The sequence below is a fragment of the Burkholderia territorii genome, from assembly GCF_902833055.1.
In the GTDB taxonomy this organism is placed as follows: Bacteria; Pseudomonadota; Gammaproteobacteria; order Burkholderiales; family Burkholderiaceae; genus Burkholderia; species Burkholderia territorii.
On record NZ_CADFEJ010000016.1, the window covers coordinates 91,745 to 107,609 of the forward strand.

Sequence of the window (15,865 nt, forward strand, 5' to 3'; positions counted from 1 at the left end):
GCGCTTTCGCCCTATAACCGTTCATCCACACCACGGACCAGATCATGGAAATCGGACAATACCAACCGAATCTCGAAGGCGACGGCCTGCGTATCGGCATCGTGCAATCCCGCTTCAACGAACCCGTCTGCAACGGCCTCGCCGATGCGTGCGTCGAGGAACTCGAGCGCCTCGGCGTCTCCGGTGAAGACGTGCTGCTCGTGTCGGTACCCGGCGCGCTGGAAATCCCGCTCGCACTGCAGAAGCTCGCGGAAAGCGGCCAGTTCGACGCACTGATCGCGCTCGGCGCGGTGATCCGCGGCGAGACGTACCACTTCGAACTCGTGTCGAACGAAAGCGGCGCGGGCATCACCCGCATCGGCCTCGACTTCAACCTGCCGATCGCCAACGCGGTCCTCACGACCGAAAACGACGAGCAGGCCGTCGCGCGCATGACCGAAAAGGGTCGTGACGCCGCGCGCGTCGCGGTCGAGATGGCCAACCTGACGATGGCACTCGACCAGCTCGGCGACGACGAGGACGAAGAAGAAGACGAAGACGACGAAGAGGAGCGCGCATGAAGAAGAGCGCCCGCCGACAATCGCGCGAGCTGGCGACGCAGGGCCTGTATCAGTGGCTGCTGTCGAACGCGGCCTCCGGCGAGATCGACGCGCAACTGCGCGGCGCGCTCGGTTACGACAAGGCCGACAAGGAGCTGCTCGACGCGATCCTGCACGGCGTGATTCGCGAGCATGCAACGCTCGTCGAAGCGCTCACGCCGTCGCTGGACCGTCCGATCGACCAGCTGTCGCCGGTCGAACGCGCGGTGCTGCTGATCGCGACGTTCGAGCTCACGCACCATGTCGAAACGCCGTATCGCGTGATCATCAACGAAGCAGTCGAGCTCGCGAAGACGTTCGGCGGCTCCGACGGCTACAAGTACGTCAACGGCGTGCTCGACAAGCTCGCCGCGAAGCTGCGCCCCGCCGAAACGCAGGCGCGCCGCAACGGCTGATTCCGCAGGCAGACGGGCGCGCAAGCGCCCGTTTTTCGTTCTCCCTCCCGTCCCCGCTTCGCCCGACCCATGAATACCACCGCCGATTCGCTCATCACGCTCGCCGCACGCGTCGACGCGATCCAGCCCTTCTACGTGATGGAACTGATGAAGGAGGCACAGCGGCTCGAGTCCTCCGGGCGCGACGTTATCCACATGGGCATCGGCGAACCGGACTTCACCGCGCCGGAGCCCGTCGTCGAGGCGGCAGCGGCCGCGTTGCGCCGCGGCGTCACGCAGTACACGAGCGCGCTCGGGATCGCGCCGCTGCGCGAAGCGATCGCCGCACACTATGCGCGCGCCTACGGCCTCGCGATCAGCCCCGAGCGGATCGTCGTGACGGCCGGCGCGTCTGCCGCACTGCTGCTCGCATGCCTGGCGCTCGTCGGCCGTGACGACGAAGTGCTGATGCCCGATCCGTCGTATCCGTGCAACCGGCACTTCGTCGCGGCGGCCGAGGGCCGCCCGGTGCTCGTGCCGAGCGGACCGGAAGCGCGCTTCCAGCTGACCGCGGACGACGTCCGTACGCGCTGGGGCAACCGCACGCGCGGCGTGCTGCTCGCGTCGCCGTCGAACCCGACCGGCACGTCGCTCGAGCCGGACGAGCTGAAGCGAATCGTCGAAGCCGTGCGGGCACGCGGCGGCTTCACGATCGTCGACGAAATCTACCAGGGGCTCAGCTACGACGCCGCGCCCGTGTCGGCGCTGTCGTTCGGCGACGATGTCGTCACCGTGAACAGCTTCTCGAAGTACTTCAGCATGACCGGCTGGCGGCTCGGCTGGCTCGTCGTGCCGCCCACGCTCGTCGGCACCTTCGAAAAGCTGTCGCAGAATCTGTTCATCTGCCCGTCCGCGCTCGCGCAGCATGCAGCGCTCGCATGCTTTGAACCGGAGACACTCGACATCTACGAGGCGCGCCGCCTCGAATTCAAGCGCCGCCGCGACTTCATCGCACCGGCGCTCGAGAAGCTCGGCTTCACGGTGCCCGTGATGCCGGACGGCGCGTTCTACGTGTATGCGCATTGCGGCGGCGTCGCCCATCCCGCGGCCGGCGACAGCGCGGCGCTCACGCAGGCGATGCTGCATGACGCGGGTGTCGTGCTGGTGCCGGGCATGGATTTCGGCGTGCATGCGCCGCGCGACTACATCCGGCTGTCCTATGCGACCGCGTACTCGCGCCTCGAAGAGGCCGTTGAGCGGCTTGCGACATTGTTCGGCCAGCGCTGACGGTCAATCGGCCTTCCCGGCTGGCACGCCGGCCGTCCGCGCAAAAAAGAAAAGGCACCCGGATCGGGTGCCTTTTTGCTGCGGCCTGCTTGAAACCGCGCGACGTTACGCGCCGAGTTCCGAGTGCTCGCCGTGCGACTGCTTCGCGGTGTCGACGCTCGCGTCGTCCTGCTGCGGTGCGCCCTTCGGTGCGGCAGCCGCCTTCGCGGTGATCGGCTGCGCGCCGTCGAGCGTCGCGTGCACGCGCTTGGCGCCGCCGGCTGCCGCCGTCACGGCGGCGGTCACGATCGGCTTCGACGGCTGGGCCGGCGCCTGCGGCGCATTGATCGGCACGCTGCGGCCATGCGCGACGTCGCGCAGGCGGCTGCGCTCGGCCATGACCTTCGAGCCGTAGGCGGTGTCGTCCGGGTTGGTCGAGCCGTTGTACAGGCGCAGGCCGTTCGCGAGCGAGCCGCCGCGCGCGATGCAGTCCTTCAGCACGAGCGCGCCGACCTGCAGGTTCGCGAGCGGCTGCAGCGCGGTGTCGGTACCGCCGAAATATTCGAACTTGTCGGAATGAACCTTCGACATGACCTGCATCAGGCCTTGCGCGCCGACGCCGCTTTCCGCGTACGGGTTGAAGCCCGATTCGATCGCCATCACGGACAGCAGCAGCAGCGGATCGAGACCGACGTCGCGGCCGGTCTGGAACGCAGCCTTGACGAGCTGGCCGAGCGGCTCCTGCGCGACGCGGTAACGGCGCGACAGGTAGGTGGCGACGAGCGCCTGTTCGCGGTTTGACGCGAGTGCACGATCGTCGCGCGCATCGGCCGGGACCCGCTGGGTCGGAATCAGTTTGGCCAGCGCGACGGGCGACGGGCCGTTACGGGCCGGATCGGACGCATCGTTCTGCGCGGCGGTTTCCGGTGCGACGTCGAGACCGACGGCAAGCGCATCCGTTTCGGGCGCGTCTTCCTGCTGCGGCTGCGCGCCAGCGGGCGCGAAGTTGGGCAGCGGATGACCGGTCAGCAAACGGGCCGGACCGGCCTGCACGGCCGCGGATACGACCGGCATCAGCTTCGCGGCGAGGTTCCCGCGCACGGTCGGCAGCAGCCACAGGGCAAGCGCGACCGCGACAGCGAGACAGCCGACAACGCTGAATAAATGGTGACTGACACGCGTCCCGCGACGCAGCATATTGCGCACGATTTGTGCATGCTGCTCACTGGGACGCCACGATAACCAAGCGTTCATTCAGATCATCTCCCATGAACATGACTCGTGCGGCTCGCTCAGCTCGATGGCGAGACGGAAAACGCGCCGCGGAATCACGACGCCGCACGCCTTGGTTGGGACGCGCAAGCATCGGGGAAACGGTATAAGTACCGTTCGAGGCCACGGTGTAAGAGGGCCGGCACCTTCGCACAATGGGCGAGGCGGGCATACGCGGTGGCACCCACGCAAAAAACCAGCGTCTGGTGGCGCTGGCTGGGACTACGACAAAGGCCGTCGAATACGCCGTGCAGGTTTCGGCGGACGGTGACGCGCTGCGTCAAAGATCGGTGATTGGCGGCTCGAAGCCTTTTACCCTGCAACCAATGTGAGCGGATTCTAGCAGGGTTTTATAGATCGTCAACACTACAAAACCTTCAAATTATAACAAAAAGTAATTTTGAATCGCCCTTCAGATCGCGAGCCCCCTGCCGTAAGGGTTCCGCGCGCGGTCGACTTTTTTCTGAACCGGGCGTGCGAGCGGCCACCCGGGTAAAATCGGCGGTCGATTCGGGGTCGCAGCCGGCCGCTGCACCCGCCCATCGCTGCCCGCATTGCGGGTAGCCCGGACCTTCTTCATGAAATACAAAGACTTACGCGATTTCATCCAGCGCCTCGAGGCGCTCGGCGAACTGCGACGCGTCACGCAGCCCGTGTCGCCCGTGCTCGAAATGACCGAACTGTGCGACCGCGTGCTGCGCGCCGGCGGCCCGGCGCTGCTGTTCGACGCACCACCCGGCAACACGTTCCCGGTGCTCGGCAACCTGTTCGGCACGCCGCGCCGCGTGGCGCTCGGCATGGGCGTCGATGCGGGCGACGACGCCGCGCTCGGCTCGCTGCGAGACCTCGGGCGGCTGCTGTCGGCACTGAAGGAACCGGATCCGCCGAAGAGCCTGAAGGACGCCGGCAAGTTGCTGTCGCTCGCGAAGGCCGTATGGGACATGGCGCCGAAATCGGTGTCGTCGCCGCCGTGTCAGGAGATCGTCTGGGAAGGCGCCGACGTCGACCTGAACAAGCTGCCGATCCAGACCTGCTGGCCCGGCGACGCGGGGCCGCTCGTCACGTGGGGCCTCACGGTCACGCGCGGGCCGAACAAGCCGCGCCAGAACCTCGGCATCTACCGCCAGCAGCTGATCGGCCGCAACAAGCTGATCATGCGCTGGCTCGCGCATCGCGGCGGGGCGCTGGACTTCCGCGAATTCGCGCTGAAGAACCCCGGCAAGCCGTATCCGGTCGCGGTCGTGCTCGGCGCCGATCCGGCCACGACGCTCGGCGCGGTGACGCCGGTACCCGATTCGCTGTCCGAATATCAGTTCGCCGGCCTGCTGCGCGGCAGCCGCACCGAGCTCGCGAAGTGCCTGACACCCGGCGTCGACACGCTGCAGGTGCCGGCCCGCGCGGAGATCGTGCTCGAGGGCTTCATCCATCCGCAGGAAGGCACGCCCGCCCCTGCCCCGGCCGGCGCACCGCCACGGCCGGCCGGCAACGCGGCTGCCGCCTACGAGCACGCGCTCGAAGGCCCGTACGGCGACCACACCGGCTATTACAACGAGCAGGAGTGGTTTCCGGTGTTCACCGTCGAGCGGATCACGATGCGCCGCGATGCGATCTATCACTCGACCTACACGGGCAAACCGCCCGACGAGCCGGCCGTGCTCGGCGTCGCGCTCAACGAGGTGTTCGTGCCGCTGCTGCAGAAGCAGTTCACCGAGATCACCGACTTCTACCTGCCGCCGGAAGGCTGCAGCTACCGGATGGCCATCGTCCAGATGAAGAAGAGCTACGCGGGCCATGCGAAGCGCGTGATGTTCGGCGTGTGGAGCTTCCTGCGGCAGTTCATGTATACGAAGTTCATCGTGGTCGTCGACGAGGACGTGAACATCCGCGACTGGAACGAGGTGATCTGGGCGATCACGACGCGCGTCGACCCCGTGCGCGACACTGTGATGGTCGACAGCACGCCGATCGACTATCTCGATTTCGCGTCGCCCGTCGCGGGCCTGGGCTCGAAGATGGGCCTCGACGCGACCAACAAGTGGCCCGGCGAGACGAATCGCGAATGGGGTCGCCCGATCGAGATGGATGCCGCCGTGAAGGCGCGCGTCGATCGCCTCTGGCAGGAAATCGGACTGTAAGTCCACGCCTCGAACACCCGCTACGAACGACGATGAGCTTTCCCCCCGCCTCGATGCTGTCCGACGGATTCTTCCTGTCGCTGTCGCTGTGTCTCGATATCGGCCTCGTCAATGTCGCGATGCTGTCGCTGACGCTGTCGCACGGCTTCCGGCCGGGCTTCTGGCTCGGCGTGGGCTCGTGCGTCGGCGATCTCGTCTACGCGGCGCTCGCGCTCGCGGGCATGGCCGTGCTGCTGCAGTTCGAGGCCGTGCGCTGGATCGTCTGGATCGGCGGCGGTGCGGTGCTGCTGTTCCTCACGTGGAAGATGGCGCGTGAAGCGCTCGCGCCGGCCAGCGGCGCCAACGACGGCGCGGCAAACGACACGCCGCAGCCGCGTGCCAGCGCGCGGCGCAGCTTCGTGCGCGGGATGCTGCTCGCGATGTCGTCGCCGAGCGCGATCCTGTGGTTCGCGGCCGTCGGCGGCGCGCTGATTGCGAAAGCCGGCGCGACCACGCCGGCGACGGCGTCGGTGTTCCTGTCCGGCTTTTTCCTCGGCGGCCTCGCGTGGACGCTCTTCATGTGCACGCTCGCGAGCCAGGGCCGCAAGCGCGCGGGCGCCGGGATGATGCGCGCGTGCCACGTCGCGTCGGCGCTGCTGTTCGCGTATTTCTCGTACAGCGTGATCGTCGGCGGCTATCGCGACCTGATCGTCCACGCGGCGTGACCGCCGCACGCCGCGCCGCGACGCGCCCGAAATGAAAAACGGCGCAACGCCCCGCGAGGGACGTTGCGCCGTTTTGCCGCGCGCGGCCGGGCCGCCGCGCGGAATGCGTCAACGACGCCAGCCGTGGTGCCAGCCGCCGTAGCCGTGACGCCAGTACGGACGGCCGTAATAGCCGCCGTAACCGCCGACGACCACGGCCGGCGGCGCATAGTAGGCCGGCGCCGGCGCGTAATACACGGGCGGCGGCGGTGCGTAGTACACGGGCGGCGGCGGCGCATAGACGGGATACGCGGGCGCGACCGGAATACCGATGCCGACCCCGATCGACACGTGAGCCTGCGCGGCGCTTGCGGCACCGAGGGCCAGCGCGGCGGCGGCGATGAACGGAATGAGCTTTTTCACTTCGATTCTCCTGCTGGAGCGGTAATTTGTGCGCTCCTGTCGGCAACGGCGGGCATGCACGTCGCATGGATGCAATGTAGCGAAAACCCGGCGCTCGCGTATCGTGCATTTGTTGCAAATTGCAATTCCACGCGCCTGTCGCCACCGGGCGGCTGCGCCGCGCCGCCCGGCGCTCTCCCGTGCGGATGCCGCGATTCCGTCGGACCAGCGATATCGCGACATGCCGATCGGTCAGTCTTACCGGATCCGGCAAGCGCGGCGCGCACGCTTCCGTAATGAACGATTACAAATTCGAGACAAGTCGCCGACAAATCAGGCGGGACATCGCGCTCGCAAGATTGGGGGCCGGATTGAACCGTCGTTTCTTGGGGCGAGCCGCCGCGCATATTTGCCATCGGTTGTGCCGAGAGCGGACGCCGGCGTCCCGGCCGCTCTCCGGCGCCGCCAACGCGCATCCGCGACCGCAGCATCATTCCTGCGATACTGGCGGCTGCTCCATTTTCGCTTCACGACCCGCCATGTCTCTTCCCGACGTTCCCCGCCTCGGCTTCATCGGCGCCGGCCGCCTCGCGCGCTGCCTCGCGCGGCGTTTCGCCGCGGCCGGCTTTCCGGTCGTCGCGATCGCGAGCCGCACGACGGAATCGGCCACGGGACTCGCGGCGCGCATCGACGGCTGCCGGGCGGTCGACACGCCGCAGCAGGTCGTCGACGCCGCCGACCTGCTCTTCCTGACCGTACCCGACGACCATCTCGCGTCGACCGCCGCGGCGCTGCGGTTCGACGCGGCGCGCGCGACGGGCCAGGCGATCGTTCATTGCAGCGGCGCGTCGTCCATCGAACTGCTTGACCCGGCAAAGCGCCAAGGCGTGGCCACGGGCGGCTTCCATCCGCTCTACCTGTTCGGCGGCACGGACGCCGATCTCGCCCGCATCGACGGCTGCTCGGTCACGCTCGAAGCCGATGGCGCGCTACACGCGACGCTGCTGCGACTTGCTGCCGCACTCGGGTGCCATCCGCTGTCGATTCCGGCCGGCGGCCGAATGCTGTATCACGCGGCCGCGCATTACGCGGCGAGCTTCGCGCTGTGCGGGCTGTCGGAAGCCGTCGAGCTGTGGCGCGGCCTCGGCTTCGACGAGGAAGCCGCGTTGCGCGCGCTGCTGCCGATGCTCGCCGGCACGATCGAGACCGCGCGCGACAGGGGGCTCGCGAACGCGCTGGCGGGCCCGGTCTCGCGGGGCGACACCGGCATCGTCGAGCGCCAGCTCGCGCTGCTCGAGGCGCGCGGCGGCGACCACGCAACGCTGTATGCGCTGATGACCCGCCGCGCGGTCGCGCTCGCGGCGAAGCGCACGTCGCCGCCGGCCGCGCTGCCGGCGCTTGCGCAGGCCGTCGAAACGTTCGTCGCGCGCACGACCGGGCACCCCTCCCCGCCGCGAGACGAGGCGTGATAAGGTGTCGGCCGATGCGCCGCCATCCGGCGTTGGCGGCCGCACGCTACTCGACTGTATAAAAAGGATGCCAACGATGTTCGGCGAGATCGCCCGTTTTCTGCTCAATACCGTCTTCACGCTGTTCGGCGCCGCACTGATCCTGCGTGTCTGGATGCAGGCCGTTCGCGTGCCGCCGTACAACCCTGTCACGCAGGCCGTTCTGCAGGCGACCAACTGGCTCGTGCTGCCGCTGCGCCGCGTAATCGCGGGCGTGCGCGGCATCGACTGGGCAAGCGTCGTCGCCGCCCTTCTCACCGCGCTCGTCTATGTGGTACTGATGGTCGTGATGGCCGGCTTCGATCCGGCCTCGGTAATCGCGACGCTCGTCGTGGTCGCGCTGCTCACCGTCGTGAAGTGGGCGCTCAATCTCGTGATCTGGATGACGATCCTGATGGCGCTGCTGTCGTGGCTCAATCCGCGCTCGCCGGCAATGCCGATCCTCTACCAGCTCACCGCGCCGTTCCTGAACCCGCTGCGCCGCGTGATCCCGAACCTGGGCGGCATCGACCTGTCGCCGATCCTGCTGTTCGTGATCGTGCAAGTGCTGCTGATGATCGTCACGCGCGCGGCCGTGTCGCTGACGATGTTCGGCATCTGACGTGTTGCGCTACGCCGCCGGCCCCTGCGCCGGCGGCGCCTCGAGCGTGTCGATCACCCCGAAGCGCGCCGGAATCATCGCGTAGCACACGCGCACCTTCTCGCGCGCCACCCGCTCGATCAGCCGTTGCGCCTCGTCCTCGGTGACGATGAACTCGACCTCGATCGTCAGCGAACCCTGCAGCTCGAAGAAGCGGTCCTCGTGCAGCACGCGATGCCGGCCGAAGCCGGCCATTGCACGAAACGCGGAACCGCCCGCGACGCCCATCCGGCTACCCTCCTCCAGCAACCATTCCCACAGCGGCTTCCAGTGCAGCCGGTGCTGCTCGTGCACGTAGAAGCGCAAGAAGACCTTGTCCATCGCGTCCTCCCGATGCCGGCGCGCTCAGGCCGTCGCGAACCACGCACGCGCGGTCCACATGCCGAGCGCCGTCAGCGTGAACGATCCAGTCAAGTGTAGGGCAGCCACCGCGAACGCCCATCCCAATTCGCCCTGCACCGCGTGGGTCATCACTTCGACCGAATAGGTCGAGAAGGTCGTGAGGCCGCCGAGAAAGCCGGTGATCACGAACAGCCGCCATTCGGGCGGCAGACCGACACGGGTGGTGAACGCGACGGCCGCGATGCCGATCAGGTAGCCGCCGATCAGGTTCGCGGCGAGCGTGCCGAGCGGCACGGCGGGAAAGAACGCGTTGAGCGCAAGGCTCAGGAACCAGCGCAGCAATGCGCCGAGCCCGGCGCCGACGAAGATCGCGACGATCGAATAGAACAAGGGAGCTCCTCGCTGACGAGGCCGCATGGCGGATGCGGTCCATGCAGAACTGTAAGCGTAATCGCGCCGCGACGGGCGTCACATTCGTAGCGTTCGTCCAGCGCGCGGCACCGGCGCCCGGTACCCGACGGCGTCGCCGTGCGTGGTAGCGGCGGGCGGCTACGACTACGTGACGGGCCTCGGCTCGCCAATCGCGCCGGCGCTCGTCCAGGCACTCGTCGCGCAGCCGTGAGCGCGCGGCCGGACGATTCGTCCCGCGCCGCTCAGCCGCCGCGCCATGCGCGGTCGAGCTCGGCGAGCGTCGTAAGTGCGCCGCCCTGCAACCCGATCACGTCCGCGCGACGCGCGTGCGCTTCGCGCGCGTTGATGCGGATCACGTCGGCACCGAGCCGTTCGCTCGACAGACGCACGGTCGGAATCGCGGTGCCCGCGCCGATCTCGACGACGGTCACCCATCCCGCCTGCGCGATCCAGTCCTCCAGCGCGCGCGCCTGCGCCTCATAGCGCTCGCCGAGCCAGCCGTTGTCGCCGAACATCAGGATGTTCGGCCGCGCGAGGCCGCCGCAGCGCGGGCAGCGCGGCAGCTCGCCGACCAGCCGGCACGCGGCCGCGTCGACGTCGGGCACGAACGGCGCGGCGTCCCAGGTGTCGTCCGAGCACGGGCGCAGGCACTGCATCGCATGAATCGACCCGTGAATCTCGACGATGCGTGCCGGGTCGAAACCGGCCTTCTGGAACTGGCCGTCGACATTGCTCGTCAGCACGAAGCCGCCGTTCGGCATCGCGTCCATCCAGCGCCGCAGGATCGCGAAGCCCGCGTGCGGCACCGTCTGCCGGTAGAGTCCGAGACGGTGGCCGTAAAAGCCCCACGCAAGCTGCGGATGCGCGCGAAACGCCTGCGGGGAAGCGATCTCGTGGAATTCGAAACGCTCGTGGCGCAGTGCCGGATACGCGCGCCAGAAGCCGTCCGTGCCGCGAAAATCGGGCAGCCCCGAATCGACGCCGATGCCGGCGCCGGCCGTCACGAGCAACGCGTCGGCGCGCGCGAGCGCCTCGACGGCGGTCGCGACCAGATGGGCCGGCAACGATGTGGTGACGGTGCCGGAATCGGTGGAACCGGCGGAAGCGGACGAATCTGAAATCGGCATGATGAAGCAGCGGGAGCGTCGAATGGTGCGCGAGTGGCGTCGCGCGATCATACGCCGGTTCGGGCGCCGCGCCGCGCTATCACGCAGTCGCGGTGCGCCCGGCCGCAGGTTCGCGCAGCGCGACGTACTGCAGCAGCATGATCGTCTTCGCGTCGACGATGTCGCCACGCTCGACGGCATCCAGCGCCGCGCGCAGCGGCATCTCGACGACCTCGAGATCCTCGCCCTCTTCCGCGATGCCGCCGCCGTCGCCGGTGCGCAGCGACGCATCGTATTCGCCGACGAAGAAATGCAGCTTTTCCGTCACCGAGCCCGGACTCATGAACGCCTCGAACACCTTGCGCACGCCGCGCACGCGATAGCCCGTTTCCTCCTCGGCTTCCGCGCGGATGCGTGCTTCGGGCGTCGCGTCGTCGAGCAGGCCGGCGGCGGCTTCGAGCAGCATCCCGTCGTGCCCGTTGACGAACGCCGGCATCCGGAACTGCCGCGTGAGCAGCACGTCGCCCGTCGCCGCGTTGCGCAGCAGGATGGTCGCGCCGTTGCCGCGGTCGTACGTTTCGCGGCTCAGGCGCTGCCACGTGCCGTCGCGGCGCTGGAAATCGAACGTTACCTTCTTCAGCACATACCAGTCGTCGGACAGCACCGTCGTATCGACGATGCGGACGCGCTCCCGCGTTGCAGCCATGGTGGTCTCCCATTCGACAAGTGAGGGCGCTCATGGTAACGTGCAGCTTCGCGCAATTTCAAGAAATTTCGTGCAAAACCGATGCTGACCACCCAACGCAAGAAGGCGATTCTCGATGCGCTCGCCCGCGACGGCCAGGTGCTGGCCGTCGAGCTGAGCGCGCAATTCGGCGTGTCCGAGGACACGATCCGGCGCGACCTGCGCGAGCTGGCGGCCGAGGGCCTGCTGCAGCGCGTGCACGGCGGCGCGCTGCCGGCGTCGCCGGCAGTTGCGCCGTTCGCGCAACGCGAAACGCTCGAAACCGCCGAAAAGCGGCGCATCGCGCGCCGGGCCGCGCAAATGATCGCGCCCGGGCAGGTCGTGATCGTCGACGGCGGCACGACGTCGGCGCTGCTCGTCAGCCAGTTGCCGCCCGATCTGCGCGCGACGATCGTCACGCACAGCCCGAGCGTCGCGGTCGCGTTGGCCGCGCATCCGTCGATCGATGTGATCCTGATCGGCGGACGGCTGTACAAGCATTCGATCGTCGCGGTGGGCGCCGCGGCGATGGAAGGCATCTCGCGCATCCACGCGGACCTGTATTTCATGGGCGTGACCGGCGTTCATCCGGTCGCGGGCCTGAGCACCGGCGATTTCGAGGAAGCCGCGATCAAGCGCGCACTGGCCGGGCGCGCCGGCGAGACCGTCGTGCTGGCTTCGCAATCCAAACTGCAAGCGGCGTCGCAGTTCGTGATCGGCGAGCTCGCGCTCGCGCAGGCGATCGTGGTCGAACGTGAAACCGATGCAGCGCTGACCGAGCCAATCGAGGCCGCGGGCGTGACCGTGGTGCGCGCTTAGCCGGGCGGCGGCTTCGAGGTCTGCCCGCGGTGGGCGGCACCGACATCGCCGCCGGCGTGATGTCAGCGTGCCGACAGGTGACGCTTGCTACGATGGGCGACTGCCCACCTGCCACGTCCCGCTCGCCGATGCCGTCATCCTCCGCCCCGCCCACAGCCGCGCCACCCGGCGTCCTCGCATTGTTCGTCGCGTTTACGCAGATCGGCCTGACCAGCTTCGGCGGCGGGCTGAGCGGGCGCATGCTGCGCGAGTTCGTGCACGTGCGGCGCTGGCTCGACGAGGAAGCGTTCCTCAACGGCCTTGCGCTGTCGCAGGCGCTGCCGGGCGTCAACGTGAAGAATCTCGCGATCTGGATCGGCTACCGGCTGGCCGGATGGCGCGGCGCGGTGGCCGGCTTTACCGGCATCATCGCGCCGCCGGCCGTGCTGATCGTGCTGTTCGGCGTCGCGTTCTCGACGCTGACGCGCTTCACGCTCACGCACGTCGCGCTCGCGGGCGCGGCCGCCGCGGCGATCGGGCTGTCGATCTCGATGGCGATCACCGCGGTGCGACGCCTGCCGCGCCGCACGCTGCCGTTCGCGGTGACGGCGCTCACGTTCGTGTCGGTGGCGGTACTGCACTGGCCGCTCGTGTGGACCGTGCTGATCGGCGGCACGCTGAGCGTCGCGCTCGAATATCGCCGCGCAGGCGCCACGGTCGGCGGCGACGAACGATGACGGCCCCGTCACGCTGCGCCGCGCTATTCGGCGTGTTCGCGCCGCTGTCGATCGCGACGATCGGCGGCGGGCAGGCGATCATCGCAGACATCCAGCGGCAGGTCGTCGACGTGCATCACTGGATGACGGCCACGCAATTCGTGAACGACTTCGCGATCGCGCGAATGGCGCCGGGCCCCGGCTCGCTGCTCGCGACGCTGATCGGCTGGCAGGTGGCGGGTTTCTGGGGCGCGGTCGTCGCGACGCTCGCGCTGTTCGGACCGACCGCGTTCCTGATCTACGGCATCGCGCATGTGTGGCGCCGCCACCAGGGCGCGCGCTGGCAGGTCGCGCTCGAGGCCGGCCTGCGCCCGGTCGCGGCCGGCATGATCCTCGCGTCGGTCTGGGTGCTGCTGCAGGCGCTCGACGGCGGCTGGCCCGCGCGGGCGATCGCGGTCGCGTCGACGGTATGCGTGATGGTCACGCGCATCCACGCGCTGATGCTGATCGTCGTCGGCGCGTTGCTGCTGGTCGGCGTGCACGCGATCGGGTGACGGCGGCTCGCCTGCGGCGCACGGACCTGCCGCGCAGGGTTCGAGCGCGCGCTCGCGGGGCGTTCGCTCGACGGGCTCGTCGCGGCGAGGATGCCCGGGTTTGCGGCCCGCTTGGCGTTCGGCGCGCGCTGCAAGCCAGCCGCGCCGATCACGAGCCGGCTACCGCACGAAACGTGCGGTACGCAGCGGCATGAAGCTCGAAGCCGATGCCCGGCGCCTGCGGCACGGCCGCGCAACCGGCATCGACCGATTCGCCGTCCACCAGCCCGTTGAACGGGTGGAACGCGAACGGGCTGACTTCTGCTCCGCCGAGCCCGAGCGCCGACACGACGTGCAGCGAGAACAGATGGCCGCCGTGCGGCCAGAATGCGTCGCGCCGCCATCCGTTCGACACGAAATGATCGACGATCTGCAGATAGCCCGGCAGGCCGTAGCAATGCACCGGATCGAACACGAGGAAGTCGCGGTCCGGGCGCAGGCCGCCGTAGCGTTCGAGCAGCTTCGCTTCGGCGAGCGAGAACAATGCCTCGCCGGCCGCGACCGGCGGCGTGTATTGCGCGGCAAGCTCCGCGTGAAGCGGGAAGTCGAGCGGATCGCAAAGGTCCTCGAACCACCAGAGGTCGAACGGTGCCAGCATCGCGGCGGCAGCGCGGCCGCTCGTCGCGTCGTACATGTTCATCGCGTCGACCGCGAGATGCGAGCTGTCCGCCAGACACGCCGCGGCGGCTTCGATGCGCTTTTGGTCGTCGTCGACATCCGCGCCGCCGATCTTGATCTTCGCGCGCGTGTAGCCGAGATCGGCGATGCGGCGCATCTCGTCCGACAGGCGCGCGAGATCGTCGTGCGGATAACGGTAGCCGCCGCCCGCATAGACACGCACGCGAGGCGCGGCATGGCGCGCGAGCCGGTCGGCGACGAAGCGATGGAGCGGCAGGCCCGCGATCTTCGCGGCGGCATCCCAGATCGCCATGTCGAGCACGCCGACCGCGACACACCGTTCGCCGTGCCCGCCGGGCTTCTCGCCCGCCATCATCGCGCGCCATGCGCGAAATGGATCGAGGTTCGTGCCGGCGTCGTCCGCGATGGCGTGCGCGGCGGCCAGCAGACGCGGCGCGAACCGTTCGCGAATCAGCCCGCCCTGCGCATGACGGCCGACCGACGCGTAGCCGTAACCCGTGACCGGCCGGCCATCGCGCACGACGTCGGTGACGATCGCGACGACGCTCGTCGTCAGGCCGCCCGACGGAATCGCCGGATCGGCATAACGGGAAACCGGGATCGCTTGCTCGCGGATGTCGGTGATGCGCATGGTCAGGGTTCCGGGAAAACGTTCGGCGCTCGCGGGCCATGCGCGCATCGCATGCCGGCGCGACCGGCGGATCGCTGCATCATAGGCGCTTGCGCGATGTCGTGCAGGCTCGCGGCCGTCGCGATGCGGTGAAGCGATCCGGGTCGATCGAGATCGCGCGAATCGCGCCGCACCGCATCGGAGCGTGGATGAATTCTGCGTCATGCGCGGGGCGCGCGGCGCGTCGACGCCGGCTCTCGCGCCGTGGTGGCGCCACCGCGAATTAGATGGACATCCGACGCGAAGCGCGTATGATGAATTTTGTCCGAGCCTGCGTCACTCAACTCGCCGCTCGCCCCGCCGTCTGCCCTCTCGCTGCGTCGCGCCGTTACCCGCACGCATTGCTGCCCTTTTCACCCCACCCGTCACGCCGCACTGCGGTGATACCGGTCGGATGCGTTCGTCCACGCGATTCGTCGCGGCCGAACCCAGGAGTTCATCATGAGCATGCATCTCTATCGCGGCTTCGAAATCTACCCGCTGATCTACCCGCACATTCCGTCGCAGAACGGCAATCCGCACAACTACGCCGGCGGCTTCGACGCGGCCGTGAAGATCTGCCTGCGCGGCACCACCGACACGCTGACCCGCAGCGAAACATTCCGGCTCCTCGAGAACGCGCCGTTCGAATCGGCAGGCGAAGCCCGTCGGGCGTCCGTTCGCTACGCGGAGGAGATCATCGATGGCAATGGCGGCAAGCAGCCGCTCTTCGCCGATTCCCATTGACGCCTCCTGCCGCCGCACTACGGCGGCATTCTGATTCGGACGACGAAATGATCATCGACGAACTCCTGCGCCTGATCGAACGGCGCGAAATCTCCGCGACAGACGCCGTCCCGCACGATGGTCTCGTCGGTTCCGCGTTGCGGCATCAACCCGAGTTGCAGATGTTCGCTGCCGTGCGCGCACTGTCGATTCGTGCCGGATATTCCGAATTCGAATCCGACGGGATCGCGAGCGCCGTAATGACCCGGCTCGGCTAGCTTT

General features: G+C 68.4%; 19 protein-coding genes. 12 read left to right on the forward strand and 7 right to left on the reverse strand.

All coding sequences use genetic code 11. The features are described from left to right. Window positions 1-44: 44 nt before the first annotated feature. The 3 genes from ribH to HW466_RS23540 all read left to right on the forward strand — a co-directional run bounded on the left by ribH (window position 45) and on the right by HW466_RS23540 (window position 2,260). Window positions 45-560: a 6,7-dimethyl-8-ribityllumazine synthase gene (ribH, locus tag HW466_RS23530; RefSeq protein ID WP_040143614.1), complete on the forward strand. Its 516-nt coding sequence runs from the start codon at window positions 45-47 to the stop codon at window positions 558-560. Continuing rightward, window positions 557-994 (forward strand): transcription antitermination factor NusB, encoded by a 438-nt coding sequence (gene nusB, locus HW466_RS23535; RefSeq protein WP_059507099.1) that lies wholly within the window; start codon window positions 557-559, stop codon window positions 992-994. Before ribH ends, nusB begins: the two co-directional genes overlap by 4 nt. Window positions 995-1,063: 69 nt before the next feature. Continuing rightward, window positions 1,064-2,260, forward strand: a complete 1,197-nt coding sequence (locus HW466_RS23540; protein WP_059448140.1) for a pyridoxal phosphate-dependent aminotransferase — start codon at window positions 1,064-1,066, stop codon at window positions 2,258-2,260. 105 nt (window positions 2,261-2,365) lie between these two features. On the opposite strand, the gene HW466_RS23545 is transcribed toward HW466_RS23540, so the two are convergent. After that, the gene (locus HW466_RS23545; RefSeq protein WP_059543645.1) at window positions 2,366-3,493 is read right to left on the reverse strand and encodes a lytic transglycosylase domain-containing protein; all 1,128 of its coding nucleotides are present in this window, start codon (window positions 3,491-3,493) and stop codon (window positions 2,366-2,368) included. A gap of 596 nt (window positions 3,494-4,089) precedes the next feature. On the opposite strand from HW466_RS23545, the gene HW466_RS23550 reads away from it, so the two are divergent. Both HW466_RS23550 and HW466_RS23555 read left to right on the forward strand, forming a co-directional pair. After that, window positions 4,090-5,646: a UbiD family decarboxylase gene (locus HW466_RS23550; RefSeq protein ID WP_059448138.1), complete on the forward strand. Its 1,557-nt coding sequence runs from the start codon at window positions 4,090-4,092 to the stop codon at window positions 5,644-5,646. Between the two features lie 32 nt (window positions 5,647-5,678). Next, a complete protein-coding gene (locus tag HW466_RS23555) occupies window positions 5,679-6,350 on the forward strand; it encodes a LysE family translocator (protein ID WP_174905724.1) in 672 nt (223 codons plus the stop codon). Between the two features lie 108 nt (window positions 6,351-6,458). On the opposite strand, the gene HW466_RS23560 is transcribed toward HW466_RS23555, so the two are convergent. Next, on the reverse strand, window positions 6,459-6,752 hold the full coding sequence (locus tag HW466_RS23560; RefSeq protein ID WP_059448136.1) for a hypothetical protein: 294 nt from the start codon (window positions 6,750-6,752) through the stop codon (window positions 6,459-6,461). Window positions 6,753-7,270: 518 nt separating this feature from the next. Here HW466_RS23560 and HW466_RS23565 point away from each other — a divergent pair. Both HW466_RS23565 and HW466_RS23570 read left to right on the forward strand, forming a co-directional pair. Further along, window positions 7,271-8,200 (forward strand): Rossmann-like and DUF2520 domain-containing protein, encoded by a 930-nt coding sequence (locus HW466_RS23565; RefSeq protein ID WP_174905723.1) that lies wholly within the window; start codon window positions 7,271-7,273, stop codon window positions 8,198-8,200. 76 nt (window positions 8,201-8,276) lie between these two features. Next, on the forward strand, window positions 8,277-8,840 hold the full coding sequence (locus HW466_RS23570; RefSeq protein ID WP_059448134.1) for a YggT family protein: 564 nt from the start codon (window positions 8,277-8,279) through the stop codon (window positions 8,838-8,840). Between the two features lie 9 nt (window positions 8,841-8,849). Here the strand turns inward: HW466_RS23570 and HW466_RS23575 are convergent, their stop codons facing one another. The 4 genes from HW466_RS23575 to HW466_RS23590 form a co-directional block, all read right to left on the reverse strand. Further along, window positions 8,850-9,200 carry a DUF190 domain-containing protein gene (locus HW466_RS23575; RefSeq protein WP_059448133.1) on the reverse strand — a complete coding sequence of 117 codons (351 nt, stop codon included), beginning with the start codon at window positions 9,198-9,200 and terminating at the stop codon, window positions 8,850-8,852. Between the two features lie 24 nt (window positions 9,201-9,224). Beyond that, entirely contained in the window at window positions 9,225-9,611 is a 387-nt protein-coding gene (gene crcB, locus HW466_RS23580; protein ID WP_059448132.1) for a fluoride efflux transporter CrcB, read from the reverse strand. A gap of 263 nt (window positions 9,612-9,874) precedes the next feature. Next, the gene (locus HW466_RS23585) at window positions 9,875-10,759 is read right to left on the reverse strand and encodes an SIR2 family NAD-dependent protein deacylase (RefSeq protein WP_174905722.1); all 885 of its coding nucleotides are present in this window, start codon (window positions 10,757-10,759) and stop codon (window positions 9,875-9,877) included. A gap of 79 nt (window positions 10,760-10,838) precedes the next feature. After that, window positions 10,839-11,444 (reverse strand): NUDIX domain-containing protein, encoded by a 606-nt coding sequence (locus HW466_RS23590; RefSeq protein WP_059543637.1) that lies wholly within the window; start codon window positions 11,442-11,444, stop codon window positions 10,839-10,841. Between the two features lie 81 nt (window positions 11,445-11,525). Between HW466_RS23590 and HW466_RS23595 the strand changes: the two genes are divergently transcribed. The 3 genes from HW466_RS23595 to HW466_RS23605 all read left to right on the forward strand — a co-directional run bounded on the left by HW466_RS23595 (window position 11,526) and on the right by HW466_RS23605 (window position 13,530). After that, window positions 11,526-12,281, forward strand: coding sequence for a DeoR/GlpR family DNA-binding transcription regulator (locus HW466_RS23595; protein WP_151006578.1), 756 nt, complete (start codon window positions 11,526-11,528; stop codon window positions 12,279-12,281). Between the two features lie 128 nt (window positions 12,282-12,409). Next, window positions 12,410-12,997: a chromate transporter gene (locus HW466_RS23600; RefSeq protein ID WP_151006579.1), complete on the forward strand. Its 588-nt coding sequence runs from the start codon at window positions 12,410-12,412 to the stop codon at window positions 12,995-12,997. After that, complete coding sequence (locus HW466_RS23605) at window positions 12,994-13,530, forward strand: chromate transporter (protein ID WP_174905721.1); 537 nt, start codon at window positions 12,994-12,996, stop codon at window positions 13,528-13,530. Before HW466_RS23600 ends, HW466_RS23605 begins: the two co-directional genes overlap by 4 nt. 148 nt (window positions 13,531-13,678) lie before the next feature. Here HW466_RS23605 and HW466_RS23610 read toward each other — a convergent pair whose 3' ends face one another. Beyond that, entirely contained in the window at window positions 13,679-14,839 is a 1,161-nt protein-coding gene (locus tag HW466_RS23610) for an enolase C-terminal domain-like protein (RefSeq protein WP_151005988.1), read from the reverse strand. A 480-nt stretch (window positions 14,840-15,319) separates the two neighbouring features. On the opposite strand from HW466_RS23610, the gene HW466_RS23615 reads away from it, so the two are divergent. Further along, window positions 15,320-15,604 carry a hypothetical protein gene (locus tag HW466_RS23615; protein WP_060346012.1) on the forward strand — a complete coding sequence of 95 codons (285 nt, stop codon included), beginning with the start codon at window positions 15,320-15,322 and terminating at the stop codon, window positions 15,602-15,604. A gap of 47 nt (window positions 15,605-15,651) precedes the next feature. Beyond that, entirely contained in the window at window positions 15,652-15,861 is a 210-nt protein-coding gene (locus HW466_RS23620) for a hypothetical protein (RefSeq protein WP_059448125.1), read from the forward strand. The last annotated feature ends 4 nt before the right edge of the window (window positions 15,862-15,865 follow it).

Excerpts from the sequence above, each read along its gene's own strand:
- HW466_RS23575 (WP_059448133.1), bottom strand. The coding sequence starts at position 9,200 with ATGGACAAGGTCTTCTTGCGCTTCTACGTGCACGAGCAGCACCGGCTG.
- HW466_RS23555 (WP_174905724.1), top strand. The coding sequence starts at position 5,679 with ATGAGCTTTCCCCCCGCCTCGATGCTGTCCGACGGATTCTTCCTGTCG.
- HW466_RS23590 (WP_059543637.1), bottom strand. The coding sequence starts at position 11,444 with ATGGCTGCAACGCGGGAGCGCGTCCGCATCGTCGATACGACGGTGCTG.
- HW466_RS23615 (WP_060346012.1), top strand. The coding sequence starts at position 15,320 with ATGAGCATGCATCTCTATCGCGGCTTCGAAATCTACCCGCTGATCTAC.
- ribH (WP_040143614.1), top strand. The coding sequence starts at position 45 with ATGGAAATCGGACAATACCAACCGAATCTCGAAGGCGACGGCCTGCGT.
- HW466_RS23600 (WP_151006579.1), top strand. The coding sequence starts at position 12,410 with ATGCCGTCATCCTCCGCCCCGCCCACAGCCGCGCCACCCGGCGTCCTC.
- HW466_RS23565 (WP_174905723.1), top strand. The coding sequence starts at position 7,271 with ATGTCTCTTCCCGACGTTCCCCGCCTCGGCTTCATCGGCGCCGGCCGC.
- nusB (WP_059507099.1), top strand. The coding sequence starts at position 557 with ATGAAGAAGAGCGCCCGCCGACAATCGCGCGAGCTGGCGACGCAGGGC.
- HW466_RS23550 (WP_059448138.1), top strand. The coding sequence starts at position 4,090 with ATGAAATACAAAGACTTACGCGATTTCATCCAGCGCCTCGAGGCGCTC.
- HW466_RS23545 (WP_059543645.1), bottom strand. The coding sequence starts at position 3,493 with ATGAACGCTTGGTTATCGTGGCGTCCCAGTGAGCAGCATGCACAAATC.
- HW466_RS23570 (WP_059448134.1), top strand. The coding sequence starts at position 8,277 with ATGTTCGGCGAGATCGCCCGTTTTCTGCTCAATACCGTCTTCACGCTG.
- HW466_RS23605 (WP_174905721.1), top strand. The coding sequence starts at position 12,994 with ATGACGGCCCCGTCACGCTGCGCCGCGCTATTCGGCGTGTTCGCGCCG.
- HW466_RS23595 (WP_151006578.1), top strand. The coding sequence starts at position 11,526 with ATGCTGACCACCCAACGCAAGAAGGCGATTCTCGATGCGCTCGCCCGC.
- HW466_RS23585 (WP_174905722.1), bottom strand. The coding sequence starts at position 10,759 with ATGCCGATTTCAGATTCGTCCGCTTCCGCCGGTTCCACCGATTCCGGC.
- HW466_RS23540 (WP_059448140.1), top strand. The coding sequence starts at position 1,064 with ATGAATACCACCGCCGATTCGCTCATCACGCTCGCCGCACGCGTCGAC.
- HW466_RS23610 (WP_151005988.1), bottom strand. The coding sequence starts at position 14,839 with ATGCGCATCACCGACATCCGCGAGCAAGCGATCCCGGTTTCCCGTTAT.
- HW466_RS23620 (WP_059448125.1), top strand. The coding sequence starts at position 15,652 with ATGATCATCGACGAACTCCTGCGCCTGATCGAACGGCGCGAAATCTCC.